General features: G+C 42.8%; 14 protein-coding genes. 13 read left to right on the top strand and 1 reads right to left on the bottom strand.

Annotated features, from left to right (window positions below; genetic code table 11):
* Positions 1-2: 2 nt before the first annotated feature.
* Together G603_RS0104150 and G603_RS0104145 are read left to right on the top strand one after the other, a co-directional pair.
* The gene (locus G603_RS0104150) at positions 3-1,202 is read left to right on the top strand and encodes a CobW family GTP-binding protein (protein ID WP_026669411.1); all 1,200 of its coding nucleotides are present in this window, start codon (positions 3-5) and stop codon (positions 1,200-1,202) included.
* 71 nt (positions 1,203-1,273) lie between these two features.
* Positions 1,274-2,242 (top strand): TIGR03943 family putative permease subunit, encoded by a 969-nt coding sequence (locus tag G603_RS0104145; RefSeq protein WP_035791910.1) that lies wholly within the window; start codon positions 1,274-1,276, stop codon positions 2,240-2,242.
* Between the two features lie 125 nt (positions 2,243-2,367).
* Here G603_RS0104145 and rpsT read toward each other — a convergent pair whose 3' ends face one another.
* A complete protein-coding gene (gene rpsT, locus G603_RS0104140) occupies positions 2,368-2,631 on the bottom strand; it encodes a 30S ribosomal protein S20 (RefSeq protein ID WP_026495310.1) in 264 nt (87 codons plus the stop codon).
* 241 nt (positions 2,632-2,872) lie between these two features.
* On the opposite strand from rpsT, the gene lepA reads away from it, so the two are divergent.
* The 11 genes from lepA (at position 2,873) to G603_RS0104085 (ending at position 19,627) form a co-directional block, all read left to right on the top strand.
* On the top strand, positions 2,873-4,690 hold the full coding sequence (gene lepA / locus G603_RS0104135) for a translation elongation factor 4 (RefSeq protein WP_026523195.1): 1,818 nt from the start codon (positions 2,873-2,875) through the stop codon (positions 4,688-4,690).
* A gap of 127 nt (positions 4,691-4,817) precedes the next feature.
* Entirely contained in the window at positions 4,818-6,065 is a 1,248-nt protein-coding gene (gene hemW, locus G603_RS0104130) for a radical SAM family heme chaperone HemW (RefSeq protein WP_026669409.1), read from the top strand.
* Between the two features lie 130 nt (positions 6,066-6,195).
* Positions 6,196-7,257 (top strand): type IV pilus twitching motility protein PilT, encoded by a 1,062-nt coding sequence (locus G603_RS0104125; RefSeq protein ID WP_026669408.1) that lies wholly within the window; start codon positions 6,196-6,198, stop codon positions 7,255-7,257.
* A 227-nt stretch (positions 7,258-7,484) separates the two neighbouring features.
* Positions 7,485-9,110: a YifB family Mg chelatase-like AAA ATPase gene (locus G603_RS19170; protein WP_051207446.1), complete on the top strand. Its 1,626-nt coding sequence runs from the start codon at positions 7,485-7,487 to the stop codon at positions 9,108-9,110.
* A complete protein-coding gene (gene dprA, locus G603_RS19165; RefSeq protein ID WP_051207444.1) occupies positions 9,110-10,339 on the top strand; it encodes a DNA-processing protein DprA in 1,230 nt (409 codons plus the stop codon). The genes G603_RS19170 and dprA overlap by 1 nt, the downstream gene beginning before the upstream one ends.
* A 251-nt stretch (positions 10,340-10,590) precedes the next feature.
* On the top strand, positions 10,591-11,982 hold the full coding sequence (locus tag G603_RS0104110; RefSeq protein ID WP_026669407.1) for an extracellular solute-binding protein: 1,392 nt from the start codon (positions 10,591-10,593) through the stop codon (positions 11,980-11,982).
* A 162-nt stretch (positions 11,983-12,144) separates the two neighbouring features.
* The gene (locus G603_RS0104105) at positions 12,145-13,545 is read left to right on the top strand and encodes a carbohydrate ABC transporter permease (protein WP_026669406.1); all 1,401 of its coding nucleotides are present in this window, start codon (positions 12,145-12,147) and stop codon (positions 13,543-13,545) included.
* Positions 13,545-14,420 (top strand): sugar ABC transporter permease, encoded by an 876-nt coding sequence (locus G603_RS0104100; protein WP_026523200.1) that lies wholly within the window; start codon positions 13,545-13,547, stop codon positions 14,418-14,420. Before G603_RS0104105 ends, G603_RS0104100 begins: the two co-directional genes overlap by 1 nt.
* A 36-nt stretch (positions 14,421-14,456) precedes the next feature.
* Positions 14,457-15,452 (top strand): LacI family DNA-binding transcriptional regulator, encoded by a 996-nt coding sequence (locus tag G603_RS0104095; protein WP_026523201.1) that lies wholly within the window; start codon positions 14,457-14,459, stop codon positions 15,450-15,452.
* A 107-nt stretch (positions 15,453-15,559) separates the two neighbouring features.
* Positions 15,560-17,848, top strand: coding sequence for a beta-galactosidase (locus tag G603_RS0104090; RefSeq protein WP_026669405.1), 2,289 nt, complete (start codon positions 15,560-15,562; stop codon positions 17,846-17,848).
* Positions 17,849-17,956: 108 nt separating this feature from the next.
* Positions 17,957-19,627: a GGDEF domain-containing phosphodiesterase gene (locus G603_RS0104085; RefSeq protein WP_026669404.1), complete on the top strand. Its 1,671-nt coding sequence runs from the start codon at positions 17,957-17,959 to the stop codon at positions 19,625-19,627.
* The last annotated feature ends 78 nt before the right edge of the window (positions 19,628-19,705 follow it).

Below are 19,705 nucleotides of genomic sequence, written 5' to 3'. Positions count from 1 at the left end.
ATATGACAAAAATAGATATAATTTCAGGTTTCCTTGGCGCAGGTAAGACTACTCTTATTAAGAAACTTTTAAAAGAAGCGCTTGCAGGAACAAAAACAGTACTTATAGAGAATGAGTTTGGTGAGATTGGTATTGATGGCGGATTTCTTAAGGAGTCAGGTATCGATATCCGTGAGATGAATTCAGGATGTATCTGCTGCTCACTTGTTGGTGATTTTGGTACATCTCTTAAGGAAGTAATGGATACCTATGCTCCTGAGAGAATCCTTATCGAGCCTTCAGGTGTAGGTAAGCTTTCAGACGTTATGAGAGCTATCCAGAATGTTGCAGACCAGAGTGCTGATCTTACTATGAACAGTGCTGTTACTGTTGTTGATGTCAGCAAGGCTAAGGTTTACATCAAGAATTTCGGTGAGTTTTTCACAAACCAGATTGAAAATGCAGGAACTATCCTTCTTACAAGAACAGATAAGGCTGATGAAGCTAAGATTGAGACTGCTGTTGAGCTTATTCGTCAGCACAATCCCAAGGCTACAATAATCACAACACCTCTTGATCAGCTTGATGGTAAAGAGGTTCTTGATACCTTCGAAGGCAATCATGATCTTGAGGCAGAGCTTCTTAAGGAGGTTCTTGCGCAGAAGGCTGATGAGCATCATCATCACCATGACCATGGTTCTGAAAAGTTCACTGATGAGGATGGAAATACAGTTTACAGAGCTCACAAGCACGACCATGATGAAGACGAGCACGAACATCATCACGATCATGACGAGCATGAGCATCATAACGACCATGACCATGACGAGCATGAGCATCATCATGACCACGATGAGCACGAGCATCATCATGACCACGATGAACACGAGCATCACCACGATCATGACCATGAGCATGAACATCACCATCATCACGATGCAGATGATATTTTTACAAGCTGGGGAATGGAGACTCCTGCTAAGTATTCCAAGGATGAGATCGAGAAGATGCTTGGAAGACTTGAGGAAGAGGAGACCTTCGGTGTTGTTCTCAGAGCAAAGGGAATGGTTCCCGATGAGAACGGTGAATGGATCGAATTTGATTATGTTCCCGGAGAGCCTACAATCCGTAAGGGCAGCGCAGATGTAACAGGTAAGTTCTGTGTAATCGGTGCTGAGCTTAACGAGGATAATCTTGAAAAGCTCTTTAAGAGAAAGCTTTGATGCTTATTGTAACCCAGGTATAATAATGATATCCCTCGTCGTTTTGGCGGGGGATTTTGTGGAGTTATTTGATGTTTGGAAGGAATAGAGAGAAGAAAATGAAACCTGTATATGTAATTAATGGCTTTCTTGACAGTGGAAAGACAGACTTTTTCAAGTATACAATTGCTCAGCCTTACTTCAGAACCAAGGGCAAGACTCTTCTTATAGTATGTGAAGAGGGTGAGAATGAATACGAGGAGAAGCTTCTTAGCAATACCAATACAGTGCTTGAGACCATTGAGGATGAGGAAGATTTTACTCCTGCGACTCTTATGGCTCTTGATGCAAAGCATGAGCCTGAGCGTATTCTCATTGAGTATAACGGAATGTGGAATTTTAAGAATTTCAAGATTCCCAACAAGTGGAAACTTGAGCAGCAGATTACAATAATTGATGCTTCAAGCTTTGAGCTTTATTTTACAAATATGAAATCACTGCTGTCAGAACAGCTTAGGAATTCTGAGCTTATTCTGTTTAACAGATGTGACGGAATAGAAGATCTTGCTACCTATAAGAGGAATGTTAAGGCTATAAATCAGAAAGCAGATATCATCTTCGAGGATATGAACGGAGAGGTTGATGTGACTCTGGATGAGGATCTTCCTTTTGATCTAAATGCTGATCCTATTGAGCTCAATAATTTTGGTTATGGAATGTTCTACTTAGATGCTCTTGAGCATGTAGACAGATATGACGGCAAAAATGTCCGTTTTACTGCCTTGGTAGCTAAACCTTTTGATATGGCTGATAATGCATTTGTTCCCGGACGTATGGCTATGACCTGCTGCGCAGAGGATATGCAGTTTTTGGGCTTTAAGTGCGAATATGACGATGCTCCTTCACTTAAGGAGAAAGAGTGGGTTAGGGTAACAGCCAATGTAAGAAAGGCTCTTGTGCCTGAATATCAGGGTGTTGGACCACTTCTTAGTGTCGTTGATATAGAGCATGTATCAGAGCCTAAGAACCCTGTAATCGATTTTTCAAATCCTAATGAATAAATGATAATCGCCGGTGGATTTTTTCTACCGGCGATTTTTGTCATACAGGTAATTCTTTTTTCTAAACAACAAAAAACTCCTGCACCGGTGAGAGATGCAGGAGTTTTTAAAATTCATATATTTAATTATGCAAGCTTGTTAACAGCCTGAGCAAGACGAGAAACTTTTCTAGAAGCTGTGTTCTTCTTGAAAACGCCCTTTGACTCAGCCTTGTCGATAGCTGATGTAGCAGCAAGGAGTGCCTTAGCAGCCTCTTCCTTATTGCCAGCTTCGATAGCTGCTCTTACCTTCTTGATCTCAGTCTTAACACCAGACTTGATAGCCTGATTTCTTGCAGCCTTCTTCTGATTTGTAAGAATTCTCTTCTTGGCAGATTTGATATTAGCCATAACTTCCTCCATTATTATTACAAAAATTTAATAGTCATCTAAGTTATATGGCTATGAAACCGGACACGGACAGTCAATGCCACATACACCCAAATATTTTAGTTGTTATAGTAGATTATGTCAAGAGCTTTTTTGAATTACTGTACTTTATGACGCTTCTTATGTTATCATATTTCATGGTATGCGTGCTACCCGGAATTAGTGCGCGTATGTATTATGTTTTTTAGGATGGATTTATAGAATGGCTGAATTTGATCAGAGTAAAGTAAGGAATTTTTGCATAGTAGCACATATAGATCATGGTAAGTCAACCCTGGCTGATCGTATGATTGAGACCACCGGTGTTCTCACAAGTCGTGAGATGCAGAACCAGGTTCTTGATAATATGGATATCGAGCGTGAGAGAGGTATCACTATCAAATCTCAGGCTGTACGTATGATTTACAAAGCAAAAGACGGTGAGGAGTATGTTTTCAATATGATAGATACTCCCGGTCACGTCGACTTTGGATATGAGGTTTCAAGAAGCCTTGCGGCATGCGATGGCGCAATACTTGTAGTTGATGCGACTCAGGGCGTTGAAGCTCAGACATTGGCAAACGTATATCTTGCCCTTGACCACGACCTTGATGTTTTCCCTGTAATAAATAAGATCGATCTTCCAAGTGCAAGACCTGATGAGGTTAAGGAAGAGATCGAGGACGTAATAGGTATCGAGGCTCATGATGCGCCTTTGGTTTCTGCAAAAATGGGAACAGGAATTGATGATGTTCTTGAAGCTGTTGTTAACAGAATCCCGGCGCCTAACGGGGATCCCAAGGAGCCTCTTAAGGCACTTATTTTTGACTCTGTATATGACTCATACCGCGGCGTTATCGTATTTGTAAGAGTAAGAGACGGTGTCCTTAAAAAGGGCATGACCGCAAAATGTATGGCATCCGGTGCTTCATGGGAAGTTGTCGAGGTTGGATATTTTGGCCCCGGTCAGTTTATTCCCTGCGATGAGCTTTCTGCAGGAAGTGTTGGATATTTTACAGCTTCCATCAAAAATATTCAGGATGCGAGAGTTGGTGATACCGTAACTGAAGTCAGCAGACCCTGCGCAGAGCCCCTTCCGGGATACAAGAAGGTAATGCCTATGGTTTACTGCGGCCTTTACCCTGCTGATACAGCCAGATATCCTGAGCTTAGAGACGCTCTTGAAAAGCTGCAGCTTAACGACGCTTCACTTTTCTATGAGCCCGAGACTTCACAGGCCCTGGGCTTTGGATTCCGTGCAGGATTCCTTGGACTGCTTCACCTTGAAGTAATTCAGGAGAGACTTGAAAGAGAGTACAATATTGATCTTGTCAGCACTGCTCCCGGCGTTGTTTACAAGGTTCATAAGACAGACGGAACAGTATTTGATCTGACCAATCCTTCGAACCTCCCTGATCCTTCAGAGATAGATTACATGGAGGAGCCTATTGTAAACGGCGAGATTATGGTTACCACCGATTATGTGGGATCCATTATGCAGCTTTGCCAGGAGAGACGCGGTAAGTATCTGAGCACAGAATATATAGAGGCTACTAGAGCTATCCTTAAATATGAGCTCCCGCTTAATGAGATTATTTACGATTTCTTTGATGCGCTTAAGTCAAGATCAAGGGGATATGCTTCTTTTGATTATGAGATCAAGGGCTATGAACAGTCAGAGCTTGTGAAACTTGATATTCTCATAAATCGTGAGCAGGTGGATGCCCTTTCCTTTATCGTTCACAAGGATGGTGCCTATGAGCGCGGACGCAAAATGTGTGAGAAGCTTAAGGGCGAGATTCCAAGACACCTGTTTGAGATTCCGATTCAGGCAGCAGTGGGCGGCAAGATCATTGCCAGAGAGACCGTTAAAGCTATGCGTAAAGACGTGCTTGCCAAGTGCTACGGCGGTGATATCAGCCGTAAGAGAAAGCTCCTTGAGAAGCAGAAAGAGGGTAAAAAGAAGATGCGCCAGATTGGTAGCGTAGAGATCCCTCAGCAGGCATTCTTAAGCGTCCTTAAACTGGATGAAGGAAATTAAGTAAGGAATACTAATCTTAAGCGTCCTTAAACTGGATGAAGGAAATTAAGCAAGGAATACTAATCTAAAGCCTTCTCCCTATAATTAGGGAGAAGGTGTCAGCGAAGCTGACGGATGAGGGTAACTGATGAATTCACTTGGAATTTACATTCATATACCTTTTTGCATAAGAAAGTGTCTGTACTGCGACTTTCTCTCCTTTCCCAAGGGGAGAGCGCAGCAGGCACTTTATTTTGATGCTCTTGAAAAAGAGATTTTGGTTGCGGCTGAGGATTGCAGAGAGTATGAAGTGCATTCTGTATTTTTTGGCGGAGGAACGCCAACCTCTGTTGAACCGGAATGTATCGTGAGGATAATGAATGTCCTTAGAGATAATTTTCAGATAAAAAATGATGCTGAGATAACCATGGAGTGTAACCCCGGAACGGCGGATTATGAAGCTTTGAAAAAATACAGGGAAGCAGGAATAAACAGGCTGAGCATAGGACTTCAGTCAGCAAATGATGAGGAGCTTAAAAGGCTTGGCAGAATCCATGACAGGTCGATGTTTGAGGATTGTTATAAAAATGCAGTTAAGGCAGGCTTTGAGAACATAAATGTGGACCTTATGAGCGCTCTTCCCGGTCAGTCTTTGGAGGCTTGGGAGGATAATCTGAGATATGTGTGCGACCTTGAACCTGCGCCGCAGCATATCTCTGCCTACAGTCTTATCATCGAGGAGGGTACTTCTTTTTATGAGATGTATGGAGATGATAGCGAAGGAAACAGTATTGATTACGCATCGCATGTTCAGGCGGGCAGCCGCGATGACTGTAGGCTCCCTCTTCCCGATGAGGATACTGAGCGCAAGATGTATCATCGCACGGAGGAAATACTATCTGCCCATGGCTATCACAGGTATGAGATTTCCAATTACTCGGGAAATGGAAAAGAATGTAGCCACAATCTAAGATACTGGCAGGGCGGAGATTATCTTGGTGTCGGCCTTGGAGCAGCATCTTTGATGAAGGGCGAAAGATTCCACAATACGTCTGATTTTGAAAGGTACATAGAAGTTTTGGGCAATGCTTTACCTGACAAAGCCGATGGCGATAATGACAGGGTGCAGCTCCTTTCTGATATCAGAGAAGATATAGAAAAGCTGGATGAAAAGGCCAAAATGGAAGAGTTTATGTTCCTGGGGCTTCGCCTTACAGAGGGAGTATCCGCCAGTGAATTTAAAGACAGATTTGGAATAGGAATAGGAGAAGTATACGGAGATGTTATCGAGGATCTCCGGGAAAAAGAGCTCCTTGAATGGGAGGGAGATATGATTAGATTATCTTACGCAGGGCTGGATGTCAGTAACTACTGCATGGCTGAATTTTTATTTTGAGTAAGAGTGGCAGTTTGAGCCATTTAATCCAAATTTAAGAATATTTAACGATAACTTCGTTGACAATTTTTTTTCTTTTCGACAAGATAATTATAGAAAAATATGCGCATGCAAATGCAAGGAGTGGAAAATGTCAAGGATTGATGAGATTCTTAAAACAGCGAAAGAGGCAAGGGCATCAGATGTCCATATTACTGTAGGTATTCCGCCTAAGATGCGAGTAAACGGTAAGCTTATAGCTCTTGAAGGATATCAGAGAATGCTTCCCGATGATACCATGGAAGTTGCAAAGACCATCATGAGCGAAAAGCAGCTTGAGCTTTTAGATGCCAACGGTCAGCATGATATGTCTTTTTCGGTTATGGGACTTGGACGTTTCAGACTTAATGTGTTTAAACAGAGAGGCTCTGTGGCTATGGCAATTCGTCTTGTTGCCACTGAGATACCGGATCCTGAGATTTTGGGAATCCCTCAGTCTGTAGTCAATCTTTATCAGAGACAGAGAGGGCTTGTGCTTGTAACAGGACCTACCGGTTCAGGAAAATCCACAACGCTTGCATCTATTATCGATAAGATAAACGACAACAGGGAAGCTCATATCATCACCCTTGAGGATCCTATTGAGTTTTTGTATCAGCACAATAAATCCATAGTAAATCAGCGAGAGGTTGGCCTTGATTCTGATAATTATGCCAATGCTTTAAGGGCTGCTTTAAGAGAAGATCCCGACGTAATCCTTGTTGGAGAGATGAGAGACCTTGAGACTATAAGTACAGCTATTACTGCGGCTGAGACGGGACATCTGGTTCTTTCCACGCTGCATACCATCGGAGCAGCAAGTACTGTGGACAGAATAATCGATGTTTTTCCGCCTCATCAGCAACAGCAGATCCGTATTCAGCTGGCCAACGTTCTTGAAGCTGTTATCTCACAGCAGCTTATTCCTACAGCTGATGGTGATGCCAGAGTGGGAGCCTTCGAGGTTATGCATGTAAACAGTGCTGTCAGAAATATGATTCGTGAAGGTAAGACTCACCAGCTTATCACAATCATGCAGACAAACCGCAAGCAGGGCATGATCACCATGGATGATGCAATTGTTGAGCTGTGTAAGTCAGGCCAGATAAATCGTGATATGGCTATACATTATGCTCAGGATCCTGAGACCATGCAGGCAAAAATTCTTAGATGATCAGTGTTTGAAGATGCGGTTTTTGAAACCGCTAAATCAGTGTAAATAAGTGCAGGCAGATTTTCGATAAAAGATTTTATTTGAAAATTTGCTTGCATTTCTTTTTCTAATCGGTATAATTAAAAAGATTTCACGCGGAGATTCTCCGTATAATTTTCCTTTATTTTTGGTGAATTAATTGGATTGACGGTCCTTTGGGGTACGTTTATGCCCTGAAAGGAGTTTATATGTTTAGTACAGTTGTTTCAGGTGCGGTGAAGGGGATTCAGCCGTATCTGATGCAGGTTGAGGTGGATGCTTCCGACGGACTTCCAATGTTCAATATGGTTGGCTTTGTAAGCGGAGAAGTTAGAGAAGCCTCAGAGAGGGTCAGAGTTGCCCTTAAAAATGCGGGATTTCCGATGCCGCCCATGAGAATTACGGTTAATCTGTCTCCGGCGGATATAAGAAAATCCGGCATTGCGGTAGATCTCCCTGTGGCCTTGGGAATTCTTTGTGCAATGGGTGAGATAAATGAGAAGGCTCTTGAAAACACAGTGGTTATCGGCGAGCTTGGACTTGACGGTGAAGTGAAGGCGGTAAACGGTGTATTACCCATGGTTACCTATGCCTGGAAAAGGGGCTTCAAGACCTGCATTCTGCCCTACGATAATGCAAAAGAAGGCGCTGTTGTAAGAGGGATGAAGGTCATCGGTGTAAAGAATCTTCTCGAGACAATAAGCTATCTTACTGCTGATGCTGCTGAGCGTGACAGCGTAATTGAGCCGACAAACATCGATGTGAGCATGATGTTCAGGGATGCCGAGCCCGGTGATAAGTATCTGAGGGGGATGGATTTTTCTGAAATAAACGGGCAGGCTGCGGTGAAAAGAGCAGTGGAAATTGCTGTGTCCGGATATCATCACATACTTATAGTTGGTCCTCCGGGATCGGGGAAAAGCATGATCGCCAAGAGGATTCCCGGGATAATGCCACCCTTATCAGAGGATGAGAGCCTCGAAGTATCCTCAATCTATAGTGTGGCAGGGATGCTTAAAAAGGGAGAGGCGCTGGTCACAAGAAGACCATTTATGAGTCCTCATCATTCCATAACGGAATCGGCTCTGACGGGAGGCGGAACAATACCTCATCCGGGAGTCATTTCACTGGCTCACAGAGGTGTTCTTTTCCTGGATGAGATGACAGAATTTAAGAGAAATACACTTAATCTTTTGCGGCAGCCCCTTGAAGACAGGGAGGTTCATGTGGCAAGAAGCGGAGGCAATTTTGCATACCCTGCCGACATGCTTTTGGTAGGTGCCATGAATCCATGCCCCTGCGGATATTATCCTGATCTGAATAAATGCAGATGCTCGGAAAATGAGATATCCAGGTATCTTGGAAGAATATCCGGACCTATTTTGGACAGAATAGATATAAGTGTCGAGGCTGCCAAAATAGATGTGGGCGAACTTAGCCATGATAATCACTGCAATGAGAGCAGTGCTGAGATCAGAAAGCGTGTGCTTAAAGCTATGGATATTCAGAAGAAAAGATTTAAGGACGAAGGCATAAGGTTTAATTCTGAGATGAGCCCGTCTCAGATTGGAAAATATTGCAGACTTGGAATTAAAGAACAGAGATTGATGGAGCAGATTTTTAATACTATGGATCTTTCTGCCAGGGCGTATCATAAGGTTCTCCGTGTGGCAAGAACTATAGCAGATCTTGATGGGAGCGAGCTTATTGAAACAAGGCATATTACTGAGGCTGCGTGCTATAGGATGACGGATTCCAAATATTGGAATAAGCAGAGTACCCGGGGAAAAGATGATACGCCTGTAAAGATTATTAAGAGCAGGAGGGCAGGATAATGGCATATTGCGGGATCGGTAAAAATGGCCGGAAAGCATCTGATGAGGTCAAATATGCATATATGCTCCATAGCATTCCGGGCTTTGGGAATAAAACTCTTTTTATGCTCTATGAAGAATTTGGAAGCTGCAGTGAGATATATAACGCGGTTGATAAGGACATCAGAAAGATTCTTACTGCCAAACAATGCAGAGCCTTTGAAACAGCGAAAAGAGAATTTGATGTAGAGGGTGAATATGAATTTCTTTATAACAGAGGGATCGATTTTTATCCTTACTTTTCGGGTGAATATCCAAGGCGCCTTAAGGATATCCCCGATCCGCCCTTTGGGCTATATTGCGCCGGGAAATTACCTGATGAGCTGCGGCCTTCCGTTTCGATAATAGGAGCGCGAAACAGTTCTGAATATGGGAAATATGCTGCAAGGCTTTTTGGTGAAAAGTTGGCACTTGCGGGAGCCCAGGTTGTAAGCGGCATGGCAAGAGGAATTGACGGTATTGCACAAAGAGCGGCAGTAGACGTAGATGGAGAATCCTTTGGGATCCTTGGAAGCGGTGTTGATGTGTGTTATCCGGAGGAAAACAGATTTCTGTATGATGCTCTTATTTCGACGGGTGGTGTCATCTCTGAATATGTTCCGGGGACCTTACCAAAGCCTCAGTTCTTTCCGCCAAGAAACAGGATTATCAGCGGGCTTTCCGATGCGGTGATAGTCATAGAGGCGAGGCAGAAAAGCGGAACACTTATCACTGTTGATATGGCACTGGATCAGGGAAGGGAGGTTTTTGCCCTGCCAGGTAGAATCTGTGACAACTTAAGTAGCGGATGTAATCAGCTTATAAGGCAGGGAGCGAATATTGCCACTTCTCCGGAAGACGTTGTGGAATTTCTAAGAAGAAAGCTTATAGGAGATGCAGGTGTAATTTCGAAGGAAAAGGATGGAGGGTTCGAAATTAATTCAGAGCGTACTGCCCCGGATTATAAAGTTTCCATTAAAGATAAGACTGAAAATAGCGCAACTGCGCCACTTGTTCCGCTAAGCGATGAGCAACAAAAAGTGTATTCGGAAATGGATTTTTATCCGCAGACTTCAACTGCCATTTATGACAAAATGGCCGCAAAGGGCATAAACATGGGAATCTCGGAGGTTATGAATATCCTTGTTGAACTTTGTATCATGGGGATAGCAGCCGGAAACGGAGGAGGTTTTTGTAAAAAAATAACCTAATTAAAATTTCAATCGGAAACGTTTCCAACACAGTAATAGAGCTAAGATAAACGGTTGCGCACACACATTTGCCGTGTAAACGTTTCCGGTAATGAATTTGTGCAATATGTATAAGGAAAACGTTTTTCTTTTATGAGAAAATCACTATTGACGATAAAAAAGCACAGACTTACAATGTGTTCAAGAGCAACCGATTGCGCAAATTAATCATTGCGCAACAAAAAACGGTAATAAACGGAGGAAAGAGTAAAATGAAAAAGAAATTGGTATCAGTTTTGATGGCAACAGCTATGACTGCATCACTGCTTGCAGGATGCGGCGGCGCAGCCGACACAGCAGCAGATACTGCTGAGAGCACTGCAGATGCAGTAGAGGAGACTGCAGAAGAGGCAACAGAAGCAGTTGAAGAAACAACTGAAGATGCAGCAGAAGCAGTTGAAGAAGCTACAGAAGATGTTGAAGAAGCTACAGAAGATGTTGCAGAAGCAGCAGATGACACAGATTACGGCACAGGCGAGATCAAGATCTGGGTTGCTGACAACGTAGTTGATTTCACAAAGGAGCAGTTCGATAAGTTTATCGAAGCTAACCCTCAGTTCGCTGGATACACAGCAACAGTTGAGGCTGTAGGTGAAGGCGATGCAGCAAGCAACATGATCACAGACGTAACAGCAGGTGCTGATATTTATGGTTTCGCTCAGGACCAGACAGCAAGACTTGTTGCAGCAGGTGCTCTTGAGGAGGTTGCTCCTGAGAACGTTGATGCAATCAAGAGTGAGAACGCAGCAGGTGCTGTAACAGCAGCAACAGTTGGTGACACACTTTATTCTTATCCTGAGACAGCAGATAACGGATATTTCCTTTACTATGATAAGAGCGTTGTAACAGATCCTTCTACTCTTGAGGGCATCCTTGAGCAGTGCGAAGCAGCTGGTAAGAACTTCTACATGGATCTTACAGGTTGGTATCAGGTAGCATTCTTCTTCGGAACAGGCTGCACACTTACATACGAGTCTGACAATGATGGTAACTTCACAGCATGTGATTGTAACTATGATTCAGAAGAAGGTCTTGTAGCTCTTAAAGAGATGATCGAAGTTGCTTCTTCTAAGGCTTTCCAGCCCGGTTCTTCTGCAGGCGATGCAGTTGACTACGCAGCAATCATCGATGGTACATGGGATGCAGATGTTGTTAAGGCAGCACTTGGCGACAACTACGCTTGCGCTAAGCTTCCTACATTCACAGGTTCTGACGGCAAGAGCTATCAGATGAGCGGCTTCAATGGCTGCAAGCTCATCGGTGTTAAGCCTCAGGAAGATGAGAACAAGCTTGCTGTATGTGATGCACTTGCTCAGTACCTCACAAGCGAAGAAGTTCAGCTTGCTAGATACAATGCAGTAGGTTGGGGCCCTTCAAACCTCAAGGCTCAGGAAGATCCATCAGTTAAGGCTGACGAAGCTCTTTCAGCACTTTCAGAGCAGTTCGCATTCACAATTCCTCAGGGTCAGTATCCTGGTGACTACTGGTCAAACGCAGAGGCACTTGCTGGTGACGTAACAGACAAGTTCCAGAGCGCATCTGATGATGACCTCAAGGCAGCACTTGCTACATTCCAGGAGACAGTAGTAGGTCTTGCTCAGTAAAACTGATGACTTAGCGAGGTTTTGTCGAGCTTAGTCAGAAGTCTGTAAAAACAATACCTTGAAAAATTCAAACCGGCAGGAGCTTTTGCCTTCTGCCGGTTTTTTAGAAGGAATGCTGAAAATACTTGGTTGTGTGGGAACGCAAGAGCGGAGGAGAACGCTATGAGCAGTGATAATGCGTCTAATTCGAAACAGAATCCTGTTAGCAGATTTTTTTCGATTTTGGTAAATGACCTCAAAGAGATCGGGGTCACATTTAAAGAGGGCGATTGGAAAACAAAACTCTCATTTTTGATTATGGGTATCGGACCGATACTCAGGGGACAGACCTTAAGAGGTCTTATGTATCTTGTTGTTGAGATTTTATTCTTTGTGTTCCTTGGAGCTTTTGGTGGTAAATATTTTTCCAAGCTGGGAACCCTTGGTGTAATCGAGACAACTAAAAAGCACAGAAAAATAGTTTATGGAGATCATTCATTCCTTATTCTTTTGTTTGGTCTTCTTACTCTTATTTTTATTGTATTCATTATTTTCTTGTGGAGAATGAACATCAAAGAGAACAGAAAGGAAGAGCTTGCACTTAAACAGGGCAAGAAGCTTCCTGGAAACAGAGCAGATTTCATGTCTCTCTTTGATTCTAATTTTGATAAAACATTGTTGGCACTTCCGGTAACAGGTGTATTTGCCTTCACCGTTTTGCCAATCATTTTCATGATATGTGTTGCCTTCACTAATTATGATGCGACACATCAGGCACCGACCAAGCTGTTCACATGGGTTGGACTTGCCAACTTCAAGAATCTGTTTTCATTTGGAAAAAGCGGATTCGGTAGTACATTCGTAAGCGTACTTCTTTGGACACTGGTTTGGGCTTTTCTTGCAACGTTTATCGACTATTTCCTTGGAATAGCAGTTGCAATCCTTATTAACAAAAAAGGAATCAAATTTAAAAAGTTCTGGCGTACCTGTCTTGTTATGACCATCGCTATTCCTCAGTTTGTTAGTCTTTTGTATGTGGCAAAGATGTTCGATAACGCAGGTATCATCAATGCTACACTTTTGAAGCTTGGAATAATAAAGAGCGCGATTCCCTTCTGGACAAATCCATGGCTTGCCAAGATTACAATTGTAGTAGTAAATATCTGGATCGGTATTCCTTATCTTATGCTTATGGCTACAGGTCTTCTTATGAATATTCCTGAGGATCTGTATGAAAGTGCCAAGATCGACGGCGCTACACCATGGCAGATGTTCAAGAATATCACAATGCCGTACATGCTTTTCGTAACAGGACCGTACCTTCTGACATCATATACAGGTAACCTTAATAACTTTAACGTTATCTATCTTTTGACAGGTGGCGGACCGAAGTCCATGAGTTATGCAGGAGGTGCAGGTGGTACAGACCTTCTGGTTACATGGCTTTATAAGATGACCATCAATGACACTGATTATAAGATGGCCGCTGTAATAGGTATCATGGTATTCGTTGTTACGGCTATAATCATGCTTTCTGTATATCGCATGCTGCCGTCAGTAAAGGATGAGGAGGGATTCCAGTAATGGCAAAAGAAACTTCAATGAAAAAGAAACGTGCCATTAGCAACGCTCTTGCTTATCTGGCACTTACAATCATCGTAATAATATGGCTGTTCCCTTTTGTGGGACTGGTACTTGGAAGCTTCAGATCATATCTTCCTGAGGTTGAGTACGGCGGAATTGTTGGTTATATCGTTCCCAAGACTTTCTCTTTGGACAACTACAGATTCGTTCTTGGAAATGAGACCAACTTTAAGAGATGGTATCTCAATACGGTTATTATTGCTACATGCGTGTCTGTTCTTCAGACTATCATCGTACTTTGCGTAAGCTATGCTCTTAGCCGTATGAGATTCTACGGAAGAACTGCACTTATGAAGTTCTGGCTGGTACTTGGAATGTTCCCGGGCTTCCTTACAATGATCTGTCTGTACTTCCTGCTTAAGCAGATGGGACTTACTCAGGCCGGAGCAATTCCCGGATTGATCCTTGTATCTGTAGCAAGCTCAGGTATGGGTTACTACGTATGTAAGGGATATTTTGATACTATTCCCAAGGCACTGGATGAAGCTGCCCGTATCGATGGCGCTTCCAGAGCAAGAGTATTCTTTACAATGACACTTCCCATGAGTAAGCCCATCATCATTTACACAATGCTGGTAGCTTTCATGGCACCCTGGAATGATTATGTATTTGCTTCCTACATCGCATTTGGACATGATAAGAGCTACAACGTAGCCGTTTCCATGTACAGATGGATGAATACAGGAGACTATCAGGGTTACTTTACAAGATTCTGTGCCGGCGGCGTACTTGTTGCCATTCCGGTTACACTGTTATTCCTGTTCCTGCAGAAGTACTATGTTGAAGGTGTTACCGGCGGTGCTGTGAAAGGTTAACGGAACTTCCTTATAAAAAACAATTGAGAGAATAATATGGGCGAGCAAATTACTATCGAGGATGTTGCGGCGGCCCTTGGTGTTTCCAAAACTACCGTATCCAGAGCTATTTCCGGTAAAGGCAGAATTGGAGAAAAAACAAGAAACCGCGTCCTCGAATACATTGAACAGAATAATTACAAACCTAATGTTGTCGCCAAGGGACTTGCGCAGCGCAGGACTTACAACATGGCTGTTGTATGGCCCGGAGATTATTCACTTGTTGATCTTCCTTTTTTTCAGAGATGTCTCATTGGAATGAGCGAGGTTACAAGCGGTCACGGGTATGACATTGTTATATCCCTTGTGTCCGGAGATGAGATATCCAATCTCAGACGAATCATTGAAAACAGGAAGGTTGATGGAGTAATCCTGACAAGAACGCTTATTGATGACAGGCCTGCAGAGTACTTAAAGAAAAGCGGGATTCCATTTATAGCCATAGGTACATCCTTTGACGAAGATATCATTACTGTTGATAATGATAATTATGGCGCATGCTTGGAACTTACCTCTATTCTGATAGGGAAGGGGCATTCCAGGCTGGCTCTGATCGGCGGTTCCTCGAATCACATGATAACAAGGACCAGATATAATGGCTTTGTTGATGCCTTTAAGAGGGCCAATAAGAAGATCGATGAGTCACTTATTTTCCTTAATCAGGGTAATGAGCAGAGACTTACCGAAATTGTAAAGCAGCTTGCAGCCAAGAAGGTTGATGGTGTAGTCTGTATGGATGATCAGCTTGCTGGGTATGTGATCTCTATATGCAGAGCACAAAAAATCAAGATTCCTGAGGATATTAGACTGGCATCCTTTTACAACAGTAATATTTTGGAAAATGCTGTAGTTCCTGTTACTTCACTGAATTTTGATGAAAGAAAACTTGGTGCTACAGCGACAAGAATGCTGCTTTCGCTTATTGACGGTGAAAGTGTTGAAAAACAAAGTCTGCAAAATTATGAAGTTGTAATGAAGGAAAGCACGAAGTAAAATCAATAAGCCGGCTCATTTATTGGTATTTCAAATGAGCCGGCACTTTTTAAATAAAGCAGGAGAATGACTCTTCTGAGCCAGACCTGCCCGGAGGATATGAAAAAATGAAACTTACTAAGGAAAACAAACTGGCTTTTAATGAAAAGTCACTGACAGTTGATGGGAAGGCTTTTTATCCTGTTATGGGTGAGATGCACTTTTCCAGATATAGAAGCCGTTACTGGGCTGAAGAACTTAAGAAAATGAAAAGTGGCGGTGTAGACATCGTTTCACTTTATACTATATGGATACATCATGAAGAAATTCGCGGAGAGTTTGATTTTAGCGGAGACAGGGACTTACATAGATTCCTTGAAACCGTCAGAAGCAGCGGGCTTAAATGCATTTTGAGAATAGGCCCCTGGGCTCATGGCGAAGTCAGAAACGGAGGTTTTCCTGATTGGCTTTTACAGGATGCTGAGGAGAAGGGATACGACCTTAGAAGTGATGCGCCGGAATATCTTGCACATGTAAGAAATTTCTATGAGCACATCTATGAGCAGGCAAAAGAATTTTTCCTTAAGGATGATGGCCCGGTTATCGGCGTTCAGATTGAGAATGAGTATGGTCACTGTGGCGGCTTCGGAGGCCCTGAGGGTGAGCAGCATATGAGAACTCTTCAGAGCATGGCCAAGGAGATAGGCTTTGATGTACCAATCTATACTGCTACCGGCTGGGGAGGTGCTGTGACAGGAGGGATGCTGCCTGTCATGGGTGGATACTGCGAAGCTCCCTGGGATCCCAGAACTACTGAGATTGAACCCAGCGGCAATTATATTTTTACTAAAGAGAGAAATGATCACAACATAGGCTCAGATCATGGTCTTGGCGTGGGAATTACCTTTGATATGGATAAGTTCCCTTATCTCACAGCAGAGCTTGGAGGCGGACTTCAGGTTACACACCACAGAAGACCTATCGCTACAGGTGATGATACAGCTGCTATGAGTATGGTAAAAATGGGAAGTGGTGCAAATCTTCTTGGATATTATATGTATCATGGCGGCACCAATCCCGAGGGTAAGCTCACAACTCTTCAGGAAAGCACTGAGACGGGATATCCTAATGATCTTCCTGTTTTGTCATACGATTTTAATGCTCCCATCAGAGAGTATGGACAGATGGAGGAGACCTATCGCAAGGTAAGAACTCTTGCCATGTTCACCAAGGATTTTGGAGAAGAACTTTGTGACATGCCTTACATTCCGCAGCCAGGTAACCCCCTTAAGCCGGATGATCTTTCATCTCTTAGAAGTGCTGTAAGAGCACACAAGGCAGAGATTTGCGGCAAGGAAGAACTCTCTGGATATCTTTTTGTAAACAATTATCAGAGAAGATATGAGATGGCTGATCATGAGCAGATTGTGCTTTCTGCCTATGGTGAAGCAGGAGAGAAAATCTGCGATTTCGAGGAGAGGGATGTAAAGAATGGAGACTATTTCTTCTATCCCTTTAATATGCCTATAGGCTATGATGCGGTTTTAAAGAAGGCTAACGCAACTCCTCTTTGCATTCTTCATGACGAGAGAGGAAGAGAGATAGCATACGTCTTCTACACAGATAAAAATGAGTCTGCATCCTACGAAATTGAAGGTGACCTTGGAAGAATCAGCATTGTTACTCTTCTCAGGGAAGAGGCTGAGCACGCTGTAAAGGTAAAGGATGAGCGCGGCGCAGAGCACCTCATAATAAGTGAATATAACGTTGTTGAGAATCCAAGGACCGACAAAAAGGGCAATTCTCTTGGATATGAGATATATGCAGAGATTCCTTCTGATGGACAGGCTCACGGCGTATCCTTCAGAGTATGGCCTGATCTTGATGAGACGCCCATAGGTTTTATACATGCAGATGCTGAAAGTGCCAGCGAATCATATATGATAGACAGCATGGAATTTGCTGATTACAGATATGTTGATGAGTATGTAAATCCTGTAATGACAATTCTTTCCTGGGATGAGAACGCTGAAGCTGCCTCCGACGGCAGCATGAAATACGGAATAAAAGTATCTGATATAGATGCTGACATAGATGAAGTTTATCTTATGATAGACTACGCAGGAGACAGAGGAGAAATCTATGCCGGAGCAGAGATGGAGAGCTTTACCAAAGGCCAGATGATTGCTGACAGCTTCTACACAGGTCAAAAGTGGGAAATCGGGCTTAAGAGATTTATAGGATCAGAAGGAAAAAGCGGTCTTGAGGAAGAGTTCGAGGCTGAGGCTGTGGTTTATCCCCTGCATGAAAATGATAAGATTTACCTTCAGACCAGACCTGAAATGGAGGATGGTAAGGTTTGCAGAATGAATTCGGTGGATTCCATAGCGCAGTATAGAATTAGATTATCAATTTAATAAAACTTTTATCTGACAAATCGATAACAAGTGGTGCCAAAATCTGAATATTAAGGTAAAATATAATAGTAGTCATTGTTAATTAAGTATGAAAGTGGTGATCCGTGTATGGGATACTATGAATTACTTGAACAACTTGTAAAAAAGATGACGGCTGAAGTCCTTGATATTGAAGACATCTATACTACTCTGGGCGAGCTATGCAAAATGTTCAGAGTATCAAAGGGCGTCACTTGTTTTTACGACAGTCTTGAAAATGAGGCTCTTGATATAGGTGAAAAGTTTATCTGCTACGATGATGGGAACAGTTCTGATAAGACAAGAATTGCCCGCTTCGAAACAGATGTAGAAACTGTGACCACCTGTATCTGCTATTTTGCAAAAGGCGCAGAACCTCTAAATAAAGAGGAGACTCAGCGTATCGATCTGATTCAAAAGATTATCGTCAGCATTGCATCCAGAACGCGTTTGCAAAGAACAGTTGAGAGACTTTCTTTCTATGATATTGACGGATATAAGAACCTAAAGTTCTATATGCGTGAAATAGACAGGCTTAATGAGGAAGATAAGCTTCACGGCATGGTGGCTATCAGAATTAATCTTAGCCATTTTTCACTTGTCAATCAGCAGATCGGAAGAGATGCCGGTACTGTTGTTATGAGGAAATATATCTCATTGATTGAGGATGCGATTGCCGGTGATGGTGTCGTTTGTCATATCGGTGGTGACAATTTCATAATGATCCTGACTGAGGATAAAAAAGATGACGTAATTAAAATCATTACCGGGGCACCTGTTGTCTATGATGATAATAGCGGTGACTATATTGTCGTGTCTTCATCTGCAGGTGTTTTCAATATTCCTGAGGAATTCGAATATCATGATTTTGGCGACATAATGACGAAGGTAACCGGGGCTTCAGAGCAGGCAAGGACAGGCGGCGGTGCCAGCATAATTAATTACGACAGAAAAACAGATATCGATCGTGAATATATCATAAAGGTTCAGAGTAAGTTTGTGGAAGCTCTCAGGGATGAGGAGTTTAAGGTTTACTATCAGCCAAAGATAGCAGTAGAAACCGGTGAACTGATGGGAGCTGAGGCACTGTGTAGATGGTTCAGGAATGGAAGAATAGTTCCGCCTATGGAATTTATTCCGATCCTGGAGATGAATATGGATATCTGCAAGCTTGATTTTTATATGCTTGAGCATGCCTGCATGGATATAAGAAAATGGCTTGACGAGGGTAAACGAGTAGTTAGAGTTTCTGTTAACCTGTCACGTAAGCACATGGCTGATCCTGATATAACGCAGCATATTCTCGATATCATAGACAGACATAACGTACCTCATGAATACATTGAGATAGAGCTTACTGAGACCAATGCCGATGTAGAGTTCACTTATCTTAAGCGAATGGTTAGTGATCTTCAGGAGGTAGGAATATTTACTTCTGTTGATGACTTCGGTATGGGTTATTCATCACTGAATCTCATAAAAGAAATCCCTTGGAATGTACTTAAGGTTGATAAGTGCTTCCTTCCTGAAGATGATGAGGATGAGAGAAGCATCAGAAGTATCATGTTCCGCCACGTAATTTCTCTTGCTAACGATATGGGATTTGAGAGTATCGCAGAAGGCGTGGAGACTGAACAGCAGCTTAAGTTCCTGAAAGAAACAGGATGCGTTCTGGCACAGGGATACTTCTTTGATAAGCCGCTTCCATACGAAGAGTTTGTGGAGAGACTGATCAACTATAAATATAAACTGCCATATTAAGTTTTAGTACAAAGATAGTTTTGTAAAGCAGGCTGTTTTCCGAAAAGAGCAGCCTGTTTTTATGTATGTTTTTAAAAT

It is taken from the genome of Butyrivibrio sp. AE3006 (assembly GCF_000424165.1).
Taxonomy (GTDB): Bacteria; Bacillota; Clostridia; order Lachnospirales; family Lachnospiraceae; genus Butyrivibrio.
Note: the sequence above shows the minus strand (reverse complement) of the source record. Positions and strands in the feature narration are given on the sequence as shown.